General features: G+C 40.4%; 10 protein-coding genes. 9 read left to right on the top strand and 1 reads right to left on the bottom strand.

What is annotated here, in order from left to right; all coding sequences use genetic code 11:
- Positions 1 to 122 precede the first annotated feature (122 nt).
- Entirely contained in the window at positions 123 to 764 is a 642-nt protein-coding gene (locus tag H6G96_RS42880; protein ID WP_190913422.1) for a tail fiber domain-containing protein, read from the bottom strand.
- A gap of 306 nt (positions 765 to 1,070) precedes the next feature.
- On the opposite strand from H6G96_RS42880, the gene H6G96_RS22010 reads away from it, so the two are divergent.
- From H6G96_RS22010 to H6G96_RS21970, 9 genes are all read left to right on the top strand, one after another.
- The gene (locus H6G96_RS22010) at positions 1,071 to 1,262 is read left to right on the top strand and encodes a hypothetical protein (RefSeq protein ID WP_190913421.1); all 192 of its coding nucleotides are present in this window, start codon (positions 1,071 to 1,073) and stop codon (positions 1,260 to 1,262) included.
- Positions 1,263 to 1,479: 217 nt separating this feature from the next.
- Positions 1,480 to 1,614 carry a hypothetical protein gene (locus H6G96_RS41510; protein WP_347242263.1) on the top strand — a complete coding sequence of 45 codons (135 nt, stop codon included), beginning with the start codon at positions 1,480 to 1,482 and terminating at the stop codon, positions 1,612 to 1,614.
- A gap of 350 nt (positions 1,615 to 1,964) precedes the next feature.
- Positions 1,965 to 3,437: an AAA-like domain-containing protein gene (locus tag H6G96_RS22000; protein ID WP_190913420.1), complete on the top strand. Its 1,473-nt coding sequence runs from the start codon at positions 1,965 to 1,967 to the stop codon at positions 3,435 to 3,437.
- Between the two features lie 113 nt (positions 3,438 to 3,550).
- Positions 3,551 to 5,113: an AAA-like domain-containing protein gene (locus H6G96_RS21995; protein ID WP_190913419.1), complete on the top strand. Its 1,563-nt coding sequence runs from the start codon at positions 3,551 to 3,553 to the stop codon at positions 5,111 to 5,113.
- 225 nt (positions 5,114 to 5,338) lie between these two features.
- The gene (locus H6G96_RS21990) at positions 5,339 to 5,617 is read left to right on the top strand and encodes a hypothetical protein (RefSeq protein ID WP_190913418.1); all 279 of its coding nucleotides are present in this window, start codon (positions 5,339 to 5,341) and stop codon (positions 5,615 to 5,617) included.
- 321 nt (positions 5,618 to 5,938) lie between these two features.
- The gene (locus H6G96_RS21985; protein ID WP_190913417.1) at positions 5,939 to 7,423 is read left to right on the top strand and encodes an ABC transporter substrate-binding protein; all 1,485 of its coding nucleotides are present in this window, start codon (positions 5,939 to 5,941) and stop codon (positions 7,421 to 7,423) included.
- A 212-nt stretch (positions 7,424 to 7,635) separates the two neighbouring features.
- Entirely contained in the window at positions 7,636 to 10,107 is a 2,472-nt protein-coding gene (locus tag H6G96_RS21980; RefSeq protein ID WP_190913416.1) for a hybrid sensor histidine kinase/response regulator, read from the top strand.
- Complete coding sequence (locus tag H6G96_RS42875; protein WP_190913415.1) at positions 10,100 to 10,924, top strand: response regulator; 825 nt, start codon at positions 10,100 to 10,102, stop codon at positions 10,922 to 10,924. Before H6G96_RS21980 ends, H6G96_RS42875 begins: the two co-directional genes overlap by 8 nt.
- Before the next feature lie 906 nt (positions 10,925 to 11,830).
- Positions 11,831 to 12,769 carry a DUF5996 family protein gene (locus tag H6G96_RS21970; protein WP_190913414.1) on the top strand — a complete coding sequence of 313 codons (939 nt, stop codon included), beginning with the start codon at positions 11,831 to 11,833 and terminating at the stop codon, positions 12,767 to 12,769.
- Positions 12,770 to 12,790 lie beyond the last annotated feature (21 nt).

Genomic DNA, 12,790 nt, shown 5'->3' with positions numbered 1-12,790 from the left:
GCTCTATTGGTTGGTCCTGATCCTGGGGTCCAAATTACTGCCATGATTGATTCTCCTAATTCTGGATTTCTAAGTGAACAATGAGCTACTAGTAGTTCAGTTTTAAGAAAAGTATGAAAATACTAGTGTTCTTCCAAAGCTTTTACTTTCTGTGCCAATGCCAAAATTGTCTGCTGCTGCTCTTGAACAACTTTGGTTAGTACCCCTACAATATCCATAGAACTGAGTCTTTTTCTATCAGGGGTTGCTACAAGCTCTGGAACATCTTCGGCGATGAAGCCAATATGTTGTACTTTTTCTGTGTCAGCTTTGTACTTAAACTTGACAGGGCTTAGGTCAGCTAGTGTCTCAAGTGCTTCTTTACTGGAAAGTTCAGTAATATTTTCCTTCAATTCTCTGGATGATCCCTGGGCGAATACACCAGTGATTGAGAGATTGCCAGTTGTAGTCAAGGTCATCACATTACCCCTGACTGCTGGGTTAAAGAAATTCATCACGTTGTTGGAACCACCAGTAGCGATATCCCAAGCGGATTTACCAAACGTCGAGAACCGCAATCGGGCGAAATCGTTATTATTAATCTGTACGATAGTAACTTGAGGATTATTACTTGAAGCTACACGAACCTCAGCGAATGTTCCAATTGTCTGTGCTTGTGCTGGCTCATTACCAACAACAAGGGGAAGACCTTTGGCGGCGGCGGCTCCAGCAATGAATGCACCACTTGCCTTAAGAATTTGACTGCGAGAGAACTTATCAGTCACGGTGATACAGCGGATTGTTAGTTGTGGGTTTCTTTAAAACTGCTAGTGTAGAGCTTAAAAATTAGATGCCCAGACAGTAAAGCTTACAGTCATGAAGAACTTGACTTATAATTTGTCGCTGCGGTTAAATAATTCGTCGCTCTACACCTGAATCTAAATTAAGCTTTTAATAAGAAAAACACAGCCAGAAAAAGACTTTAATAGTATGAAGTCGAAAAGAAAATTCAAATTACTTGGTATTATTTGGTCACAAAAAGTCTGTTTTGTTGTAGAACAACAAATTATTTGACCAGAGCGACAGATTGTTTGTCACCAATCCAAATCCTTCTGCATCGCCGCGTCTACTGCGGTCGCTTCCATCGTCTTACCTATCACCGCCAAAATTCCCCACTGCATTTGGCATCACCGTACCAAAACGGGAAAGTTGTACGCGCTTGGCTGAAAGCTTTCCCCCATAAGCATCTTAGCCACCCATTTTTCAAGAACACCCGTAAGTGAAATTGAGCCGAGATAGGTGTAATTTGGCGTAGATACAACGAAGCTTTCAGCAGAGGCAAGATAGACTGAAAGTACTGCGATGAATGACTTTCAGGCTATAAAATTCCCAAAAATACTAATACTAGTATAAGAAAGCCAAAAAACTAAACAAGAACTAACCTAGTAACAAAAAGATGAAAATAAGGCTTTATCTAGTAATCGCATATTTATCGAGCATTTGATTCGCAAGCTTTTGATATTTCGTATAGCATCACAAAGATTTCGCTTAATATTAAATACTTACGAACAGATTATATTAACAGTGTGTGGGTTAGTTAGACTCAGAATTGGCAGTTTAGTTCTATCAAATTAGCTGCTAGCAATAATCCTGGCTTTAAAAAACAAGGAGTTCATTTTTATGCCTCTAAACTATCACTAACTATCTCAAACCCTTATAACTGCGTTTTCGCAAAAATATCAAAATTTTGCCTCAAAGCTTTGAACACTTTGGCTTTGGAGTTTTCGGACAAGTCTATTGATTCGTTTAATACTTTCCAAACATACTCTGAGACTTACGGAACAACTTGATATCTGCTGTTGAGTCAGGATTACCTACTTCTACCTCGACATATTTTTATATTAATTTTAAGTAAATAAGTAAAAAAAGTATGAAAAAGTCCGTTAAAGTCATATCTAAAATAAACTTTATTACTTTTTTTACAGATGAGTGCTGAAGAAGGATTAGTAATTTTAGATACATTTCTGAAAAAAAGCTTAAATGAAGTTCAGGAATTAGTATTTCGGAAAGCTTGGGAAGGGCAAACTTATTCAGAGATAGCAGAAACGTCTGGTTATGACGCTAATTACATAAAAGATGTAGGTTCTAAATTATGGAAGTTACTATCACAGATTTTGGATGAAGAGGTCACAAAAAGTAATTTTAGGTCAGTTTTAAGAAGGCGATCGCGTCGCACCGACTCAGCAGAATCACAAAGTAGCGTTTTTCAAATAAAATCTCAGAATGCACAGGCAGTATTGAGAAATTATCAGCAATTAAGCAAAGAAAGAGGCGAACCTGAAATTATCTCTGAGAATAGGGGTATATCAAGCTTTTCTTTAGAAACCAGGGAACTAGAGCCAAAAAAATCCCTAATCCTCAATTCCGATTTCTTAGAAATCCCTAGTGGTTCAGTACCGCTCAATTCCTATTTTTATGTTGAACGTCCTCCTATAGAAGAACGCACCTATGCCGAAATAAATAAACCCGGAAGCCTGATCCGAATCAAATCCCCTAGCCAAATGGGGAAAACCTCCCTGATGCACAGAATTCTTGGTTATGCAAGACAGACTGGGGTACAAACTGTGCTGATCAGTTTGCAGAGAGCAGATAGTCAAGTTTTCACTAGCTTAGAAAAATTCCTCCGGTGGTTTTGTGCCAATGTCAGTCGGCAGTTAAACCTAGAACTAAGGTTGGATGATTATTGGGATGAGGATATTGGCAGCAAAGTAAGCTGCACCTTATATTTACAAGGATATGTGCTACAGCAAATCGATTCTCCGATAGTTTTGGCTTTAGATGAAGTGAATCGAATTTTCGAGTATCCAGAAATTTGTAGCGACTTTCTACCACTGCTGCGCTCTTGGTATGAGGACGCTTCTGAACTGGAAATCTGGCGAAAACTCCGATTAGTGGTAGTTCATGCCACTGAAGCTTATATCCCGTTAGATATTAATCAATCTCCTTTCAATGTTGGGCTAGCGATCAATTTATCAGAATTTAGTTTAGAGCAGATGCAGGATTTGGCACTGCGTCATCGACTCGATTGGGCTAAAGACGAGGCAGGAGTGAAAAATTTAGCTCCTCTACTCGCTATGATTGGTGGTCATCCCTATCTTGCTCGCATTGCTTTTTATAACTTGGGATGTCAAGAGCTAACCCTAGAACAGCTACTGGAAGAAGCTCCCACAATTGCCGGAATTTATAGCAACCATTTACGGCATCATCTAGCAAACCTCCAAGGACATCCGGAACTAGCAGCATCACTCAAATCGGTAGTTACATCTGTTGAAGGTGTGCCTTTAGAAGCGATCGCTGCCTATAAATTAGAAAGTATGGGTTTGGTAAAACTTAAGGGAAATCGGGCGATACCTAGATGTGAATTGTATCGATTATATTTTCGTGAGCAATTAAATTAAGTTATAAACTACCCACCACAATATGCTTGGCATACTCTGGGTTTTTAAAGCCCAGATACCTGATTAAGTGTTAAGTCACCTAAGTTTCAGTGGGCGTTTTCTGGAGGTTTTAAATGAATATGTATGAATATCAAGTTGGCGGCAGTCTCAAAACAAATGCTCTCACCTATGTGGAACGACAGGCTGACATTGAACTTTATAATACTTTGATTTCCGGTGAGTTTTGTTATGTATTTAGTTCTCGACAGATGGGCAAGTCGAGCTTGCGGTTACGAACAAAGCATCGATTAGAACAAGCAGGTTTTAGTTGTGCTTCTATTGATATGACCCGCATCGGCAGCAGTAATATTACTCCTTCTCAATGGTATAAGGGCATAATAGTTGATTTATTAAGAGGTTTTGATCTATGGGAAAAAGTAAATTTAAAAGCCTGGTGGTCAGAGCGAGAAGATTTATCTGCATTGCAGAGATTGAGTCAATTTGTCGAAGATATTTTGTTAGTCCACCTCAAGAGTGAAAAAATTTTTATTTTTGTCGATGAAATTGATAGCGTTCTGGGACTAAATTTTCCAGTTATCGATTTTTTTACTCTTATTCGGTCTTGCTACAACCAGCGAGCCGAAAATCCAGAATATAACCGCTTAACCTGGGCGCTGTTCGGAGTAGCAACGCCCTCGGATTTGATTGCTGACCAAAATTGTACCCCATTTAATATAGGTAAATCTATTGATCTGCACGGCTTTATGTTGACAGAAGTTGAACCATTAGCAGCAGGTTTAGAGGGTAAGGTAGCTAATCCTATGGCTGTTCTCAAAGAGATTTTGGCTTGGACGAATGGTCAGCCGTTTCTCACTCAAAAGTTGTGTCAGATAGTGGTGCAGGAAAGAAATAGCGAAGGAGGGGAGAAGCATAGAAGCTTGGAAACTGATGATCGCTACAAGTTAGATCATCATTTACCCATTATTAATTATCATCTGATAAATTTTTATTACCAATTTCCATCGTTAATTTTAGAAAAATTAGTGCAAACGCACATCCTTGATAATTGGGAAGCCAATGATGAACCGGAGCATTTGAAGACAATCCGCGATCGCTTACTCAGAAATGAGCAACGTACTGGAGCTTTGTTGGGACTTTATCAGCAAATTTTACAGGGTATTCAAATATCCTCTAATGATGGAGAAGAGCAAATCCAGCTGCTGTTGTCAGGGTTAGTGACCAAAGTGCAAGGGCAACTAATAGTCAAAAACCGCATTTATCAAAAGGTTTTCAACCAAACTTGGGTTGAAAAACAATTAGCCAAATTGCGACCCTACTCCCAAGCATTAGATGCCTGGATAGCCTCAGAGCATGATGACTATTCACGGCTATTGCGCGGGCCAGCTTTGCTTGAGGCTCTAGCTTGGTCACAGGGCAAAAGCTTGAGCGATTTGGATTATCATTTTTTAGCGGCTAGCCAAGAATGTGATCGACGAGAAGTTGAGACGTGGTTAGAGGCAGAGCGTGCTAAAGAAGTTAAAGCTCGATTAATTCAAGAGCAAAAAGCTGCCAGATTTCAAAGATTATTTTTTGTGGGCGCACTCGTTTGGGTATTAATACTCGCTTTAGGATTGGGGATAGTAACTTTCTTCGAGTATGGCAAGGACTGCTCACAGAGAGTCTATCGTGTTCGTTAAAAACTTATTATTAGGGCTTTAGAAGTTCCCCCCTTTTTAAGGGGGGCTAGGGGGGATCTAGGTTTCAGGCTTCAGTGCGTAAGTCCTAGTAATTATAATCGCTATTATTAAACTGAAGCTGTCAACCACCCAATTGTATCGACATTATTGCTGTTGAGCATTGCAGTAAACCCTAGTAAAATACGACGGTATAAGGGGAAAGGTAGCGGGAGCATTCATTGGCGAATGATTTCCAAGAACGGCAGAGATTACCCACAGGCGTACTATCATTATGAATTTTGGAGTCAGGGCGATCGCTTGATCAAGTCGTCGAAGTACATTCCCAAGCGGTTGCTGAATCGAGTTCAGCAGATGGAGCGGAAGAAAGCGGCGGTAAAGGAGATATTACAGGTATTGGGAGTGAAAAATGATAATTCTGAGGCTGTCAGCCCAACGGCTGTTGAAATCTCTGGGCTAATCGAGCCGGAACACGCATCAGTAGGTTACGGGATGATGGCAACCTAGAAGCACCATTCTAGGCAGTTTTGAAGTGTTTGGGAGAGTTGAAGCGCCCGTATTTGATTGAGTTTGAGGAAAAACTATTAGGTTTTATTGAACAAGAATATGGGATTGTAGATTAGGGCAGAGTTGACCTGGATCTTTGAACATACATTGGCATTCATACAGTCGCTATTCCATAACACAAAAGTATTTCTTGGCTCATAAATCTGAACATTATCTCAAATCACCAACCAGGTCTATGGACTCTAGTTTTTTTAATAAGAAAGTCTACAAAAAGTATTAAATTGGCTATATCTACTCAGGTAAGAGGTAAGTTCTACGAGTATGTTATTTAGAACCAAAGCCAGTCAAATTGCTAAAGGCTTTAAGAATCACCAAAGAGCTAAACAAACTTTTACCGTAGTGCCAAAAGTAGCTAGCCATTGCTATGTATTCATGGCATTGATACTCAGCTTGATAAATTTTGGCTGTACTAACACCTCAAAATCTGACCAATCCTCTGTTATCGAGTCCTCTTCTGAAAGTAAAGTCTTGAAAGTATGGTGGGATAAAGGCTTTACTGTAGAAGAAGATGAAGCGCTACAACAAATCGTTAGTAACTGGGAAAAACAAACTGGCAAAAAAATCAAGCTTTCTTTTTTTACCAATGATGAGCTACCAAAAAAAACTAAAAGGGCAATAAAAGCTGGCAATCCGCCTGATATCTTGGTCGGTTACAATGCAAAAACGGAGTTGAATCCACGACTTGCCTGGGCAGACAAATTAGTAGATGTCTCTGATGTAATTGAACCAGTCAAAACTTTTTATCCTGAGACAACGCTAGAAGATGTTCACTATTACAATAATGTCGCTAAAAAACGGAGTTACTATGCAGTCCCCCTTCATCAAGGGACAATTCACATCTTCTACTGGCGAGACTTACTAAAGCAAGTAGGTCGGAGTGAAAACGATATCCCCAAAGATTGGGATAAATTTTGGGAGTTTTGGAAACAAGTACAAGATGACCTGCAAGCAAAGCAAAAACAACTGCAAAAGCAGAATATTTACGGGTTAGGTTTTACTTACTCCATTGGAGCTTCTGATACTTACTACATGTTTGAGGAGATTTTAGAAGCATACGATGTCCAGCTTCTAGACTCCAAAGGTCAACTCCTCATTGATGACCCTAAAGTGCGTCAAGGCATTATTAAGAGCTTAGAGTGGTATGCAAAATTTTATCAACAGGGGTACGTACCCCCAGATGCGCTAAATTGGTTAAATCCAGACAATAATCGCAACTTGCTAAATCGTGCTGTTGTTATGACACCCAATAACACCCTAGCGATTCCTATTGCTGTGCGTCAAGATCGCGATACCTACCTTAACAAACTTGGGACTCTAGAATTTCCTAATAAACCCAATGGCAAACCTATGCGCTACTTAGTCCTCTATAAAGAAGCAGTTCTGTTTGCTGAGTCTAAAAACCAGAAAATAGCCAAAAGTTTTCTAGGTTATTTAATCCAACCAGAGGTAATGGGAAGTTACCTTAAAGCTAGTGGAGGTCGTAATTTCCCAGTACTTAAGTCTGTCTGGAAAGATCCTTTTTGGACAGACCTAACCGACCCGCACATTTCGGTTGTGGCAAAGACATTAATCACGCGCCAAACGCGCTCATATTACAGTGCCCAAAACCCTGCCTACTGCATAGTTTTAGAGGAAAATGTTTGGGGCAAAGCTCTCCAACGAATACTTGTAGATCGTATCACCCCAGAGCAATCAGCAGATGAGGCAATTAAGCAAATCAAGCAAATTTTTGCTCAATGGCATTAAGTCAGAGAAAAGGCAAGTTTAATTATATAAACTTATTTGTTGCTAACTTCAAGAATATATTTCTTGCATAAATGGCAGATAAAAAGGTAGTAAGTTTTATATCGACATCAGCAGCGCTAACTTTTGCCAAAGGTCTGTTGGATTTCAAACCTGAAAACTTCTCGTGTTTTTTCTCGGTTATTTTTTTTCGAGTCGCAAAGTGACCATAACTTATGAAGTTCTGGAATCAGCACCTGACCAATAAAGTTGCCAGTTCATTCTTGCTCTTGTCCCTGGTAAGCGTTGGTGTGGTTGGAGGAGTTGCCTTTATCAAAGCGAGGGAGGCTTTAAAGCAAGCTGCCTTTGATCGACTCAATGTAACTGCAACGCTTAAAGAGGAAGAAATAACCCGGTGGTTTGAAGACCAACAGCGAGATTTTCTACTTACAACTCAGTCTCCAGATGTACAAGAGAATCTTAAGATACTCTTAAGTAGTGAAAAAAGTAACGCAAATTATGAGGCTGCTTATATTGTTGTCTCTAAATATTTAATTAGAGTCGTCAAACTTAAACCAAATCTTAAAGAAATTTTCATTCTCGATCGCAGCAATCGAATTATTCTATGCACTGACAAAAAGCGTGAAGGTCAGTATGAAATTTTAGGCAACATTACTTATATTGAGGAGGTTGAACCAGGAGATACTTTTAACCCAAATTTCTACGTTTCACCGTTGACTGGTAAACCATCGGTTACCTTGGCAACATCTTTGCGTAACACCGCAGGGGTAAGACAAGGTGTGATTTTAGCTCATCTGAACCTAGACCGAATTGATAATATCGTCCGGGAACGCACAGGCTTGGGTAAAAGTGGCGAAACTTATTTAATTGGCTCCTTAATAACTAAAAACACCTTTATTTCTAAACCGCAAGCCAACACGCAAGACTTCCCCGAAGGAATTAGCAGTCAAGGCATTGATGAGGCAATGAGTGGAGTGAGAAGCTTTGGGCTTTATCGCAACTATGCTGGAGTGCCAGTTATTGGAATGTATCGCTGGCTCAATGAGCAAGATTTGTCTTTACTGGTAGAAATGCATCAAGAAGAAGCCTTTGCCCCCGCTCGTCAACTGGCAGCGACTATTGTATTAGTAGGGTTGGTGTCTGTGGGGGGACTATTGATCGGAGTGTATTGGCTGACGCGACAGTTGAAAATCTCTCGCGAACAGTTAGAAAATTACAGCTACCAATTGGAGGTGAAAGCCCAAGAAGCCGAAACTGCCAACCTTACCAAAAGCGAATTTCTGGCAAACATGAGCCACGAACTTCGCACTCCCCTCAATAGCATCCTTGGCTTCACCCAACTCATAACGCGCGATCGCTCTATCAATCCTTCTCATTTGGAACATCTAGGAATTATAAGTCGCAGTGGCGAGCATTTGCTGACCTTGATCAATGATGTGTTGTCAATGTCCAAAATTGAGGCAGGTCGAACAACATTGAATGAAAATAGTTTTGATTTGTATTCTTTACTTGACTCCCTCCAAGAGATGCTGCAAATAAAAGCAGAATCCAAGGGATTACAACTGATATTTGAGCGTAGTCCCAAAGTTCCCCAATGTGTGCATACAGACGAAAGTAAATTGCGTCAAGTCTTAATTAACCTCCTTGGTAACGCCATCAAATTTACTCAATTCGGTGGTGTTACTTTGCGCGTGAGAGAGAAAACTGAAAATTTGGAAACTTCTAATCCTCAATTCTCAATTCTTAGTCACCTTCATTTTGAAATAGAAGATACTGGTCTTGGCATTGCACCAGTTGAGCTGGACAATTTGTTTAAACCATTTGTCCAAACAGAAGCCGGTCGTAAATCTCAACAAGGAACAGGTTTGGGTTTAACTATTAGCCAACAATTTGTGCGCCTCATGGGTGGTAACATTACTGTTAGGAGTACTTTAGGTCAAGGAACAATTTTTACTTTTGAAATCAAAATTAGCCCAGCAGAAATAACTGAAGTTCAAACTCGACAGTTATATCAGCGAGTAATTGGTCTAGAGGCTAATCAACCGAAATACCGCATCTTAGTAGTAGAGGATAAATGGGAGAATCGCCAACTCCTAGTTAAGATGCTTGTATCGCTTGGCTTCGAGGTGCGTGAAGCTGAAAACGGTAAACAAGGAGTAAGCATCTGGGAAACCTGGGAACCGCATTTAATTTGGATGGATATGCGGATGCCAGTGATGGATGGGTATGAAGCCACCAAACAGATCAAGGCTCATTTAAAAGGTCAGGCTACTGTGATCATTGCTCTGACTGCTAGTGCCTTTGATGAAGAACGAACTGTGGTTTTATCTACAGGCTGTAACGATTTTGTGCGTAAGCCCTTCCAAGAAGAAGTAATTTTGAAAAAGATGGCGAAATATTTAGGGGTGCGTTATGCCTATGAACAAGAAGCACCTAAACAAGTCCAATTAGCAGAAAGTTCTGACCTTGAGCTTTTCTCATTAGAAAAAGCGTTGGCTAAAATGCCCTCTGGGTGGATAGCGCAGTTACACCAAGCGGCACTACGTACAGACGAAAAGTTGATTTTCAGCCTGATTGAGCAAATTCCTGAAGAATCTGCACCTCTAGCTAATGCCTTGGCTAATTGGGTCAATAACTTTCGCATTGATAAAGTCATTGATTTAACACAACCAGAACAAAATGGATAAAAATCAGGTTCAGCCACCCAAAGCAAATATTCTACTTGTTGATGATACTCCAGACAATCTGCGACTTTTATCTGCCATGCTAACTCAACTGGGGTATGAAATTCGCAGAGTAATTAACGGGCAAACAGCTTTAAAAACAGCACAAGCTGCTCCACCCGATTTAATTTTGCTCGACATCATGATGCCAGATATGAATGGCTATGAAGTCTGTCAATATCTGAAAGCTTCAGAGAAAACCCGCGACATCCCGGTGATTTTTATCAGTGCTTTGGATGAAGTACTCGACAAAGTTAAAGCCTTTGCCGTCGGGGGAGTGGATTACATCACCAAGCCGTTTAGTGAAGAAGAGGTTTTTGCCCGTGTTGAGAATAACCTGACTATCCGCAGGCTACAAACGCAACTCACGGAGCAAAATGTACGTCTGCAACAGCAAATTATCCTTAGCGAAGCTTCCCAAAAAGCTCGCCAAAAAGCAGAGTCAGCAATGCGACTAAGCCAGTTCTATTTAGACAAATTTAAATATCCTATCTATTTTGTGAATTCGGATGCCCAGTTTGTATATGTGAATGAAGCAGCTTATCGTACTCTGGGGTATACCCGCGAACAACTGCTAAGTATGACTGTTCATGATATTGACCCAAATTTTCCAGCAGTTACTTGGCAGTCAAAATGGCAAGAATTTAGATATAAAAACTCTTTCACTTTTGAATCTACTCACCTTACTCAAGATGGTCGAGAAATAAGCGTGGAAATAACCATCAATTATCTGGAGTTGGACGGTCAAGAATACCATTGTGTCAGTGTCCGCAACATTTAAATTCGTTGACACGGGTAAGATCACCGAAGCTGACGTTTGCCGCCACATAACAGCTAAAACCCTTGCTGTGTAAGAGTAAGAGATTGTAAAATAATTCTGTACAGTCCCACTGTGATAATGAGCGCTCCATCATATCAGGTCGCTCACAAGCACTCGTAAGAGGTTAGAGTGATTGCATATTTGTCAAGAGGGTGCAGGAAAAGGAGACAAAAAATGTTGCTTAATTTTTGCCAAGTTATTCTGTCGTTACAATAATTTTTCATTGCACATCTTAAATGTCAAAAACTTATTTGATCATGATAATCAAATAGAGAGGGAAGGAGGCGAACGTCGTTCGCATCCTACGCACGATTATCATTTTTATTTGAGTGATTTTGAGTATTTGGACTGATTGACAAAATGCATTTTACGTTAACCTCTCACGAATGATACCAAATTGTAATTTCCATCGATTTACAGTTTGAGCTAGATGATTCACATTTTCCATCTAATTTCTGCGACTTCGCACCAGATTTACTACCAACACCTCACCCCATCACTCTAATAGCCCACATCAGCAAGACTTTCCTTTCGGCAAAAAAGAGAGAATCAATTGGGGAGACGATGGACTAGCCTCATCTAGCTCCCGCGATCGCTCTTTATCTCGGTTAATTCTGGAACTTTAATAACAGTTATGGTGATTGTTGCTATCGCTGGGTTTTCCTCAAGAGGAAGATTATTTGATGGTGTACTGTGGATAATCTACTTGCCCATCATTTATTGCGGACGCATTTCTGACCTCAATCTTCAAGAGACGAAAATTAAGTTAACTCAGATTGGTATAGTCATATTATTGAAGCGCAATCTAATAAACCTTTATTGGTTGATCGTAATTTAACGCCAATTTTTTACATGGAGGTACTGCTGATGGCTACTCTGCACCGTTCACCAACTGATAACTGGCTGACGTTACCTGTTGCTGCATGGCAGGATACTTATGAAACACTGCATCTGTGGACTCAGATTGTTGGCAAAATTCGGTTAGCATTAACTCCTAAAATCAATCATTGGTGGCACTCAACTTTGTATGTCACACCCTGTGGACTCACAACCTCGACAATTCCCTATGGCAGCCGCAATTTTCAAATTACCTTTAATTTTGTGCTTCATCAACTCGTAATTGAGACAAGTGATGGTACGACAAGAATCATCGAACTGGCTCCCCAATCTGTGGCTAACTTCTATCAAGCTGTAATCAATGCTTTAAAAGAAATCTCAATTGAAGTGCGGATCTGGACAATGCCCCAAGAAGTTGCTGCTCCAATTCCCTTTGAGCAGGATGAGAAACATACCGCCTACGACAGGGAATATGCTCAACGGTTTTGGCAAATTTTAGTTCAAACCGAGCGCATCTTGACCCAATTTCGCTCTGGTTATGCTGGAAAATGTAGCCCAGTACATTTTTTCTGGGGCAGTTTTGACTTAGCAGTGACCAGATTTTCCGGGCGACGCGCTCCACAACATCCAGGTGGTGTACCAAATATGGCTGATTGGGTAACGCGGGAAGCGTACTCGCATGAAGTTAGTAGTTGTGGTTTTTGGTTTGGCGGTGGCGGACAAGAAGCTTTATTCTATGCCTATGCTTACCCAGAACCTGAAGGATTTAAAAATTACCCCATTGAGCCACAAGAAGCGAGTTATAGCTCAGACATGAGAGAATTTATCCTGCCCTACGAAGTAGTGCGCCAGGCTAACGACCCAGATGCAATGGTACTTAAGTTTTTACAATCTACATACGAAGCAACAGCCAATTTAGCACAATGGGATCGTGCTGCATTAGACTACGCTCCAGTGCTGAAAAGCTAATTTCAAACAATCTTTATCAGT

The sequence above is a fragment of the Nostoc sp. FACHB-892 genome, assembly GCF_014698795.1.
Taxonomy (GTDB): domain Bacteria; phylum Cyanobacteriota; class Cyanobacteriia; order Cyanobacteriales; family Nostocaceae; genus Nostoc.
The sequence above is the reverse complement of the archived record's forward strand: the minus strand, read 5'-3'. Positions and strand labels throughout refer to the sequence as shown.

Bases quoted from the DNA above. Each gene is read 5' to 3' on its own strand.
- H6G96_RS22000 (WP_190913420.1), top strand. From the start codon at position 1,965: ATGAGTGCTGAAGAAGGATTAGTAATTTTAGATACATTTCTGAAAAAA.
- H6G96_RS21995 (WP_190913419.1), top strand. From the start codon at position 3,551: ATGAATATGTATGAATATCAAGTTGGCGGCAGTCTCAAAACAAATGCT.
- H6G96_RS21990 (WP_190913418.1), top strand. From the start codon at position 5,339: ATGATTTCCAAGAACGGCAGAGATTACCCACAGGCGTACTATCATTAT.
- H6G96_RS21985 (WP_190913417.1), top strand. From the start codon at position 5,939: ATGTTATTTAGAACCAAAGCCAGTCAAATTGCTAAAGGCTTTAAGAAT.
- H6G96_RS21980 (WP_190913416.1), top strand. From the start codon at position 7,636: ATGAAGTTCTGGAATCAGCACCTGACCAATAAAGTTGCCAGTTCATTC.
- H6G96_RS42875 (WP_190913415.1), top strand. From the start codon at position 10,100: ATGGATAAAAATCAGGTTCAGCCACCCAAAGCAAATATTCTACTTGTT.
- H6G96_RS21970 (WP_190913414.1), top strand. From the start codon at position 11,831: ATGGCTACTCTGCACCGTTCACCAACTGATAACTGGCTGACGTTACCT.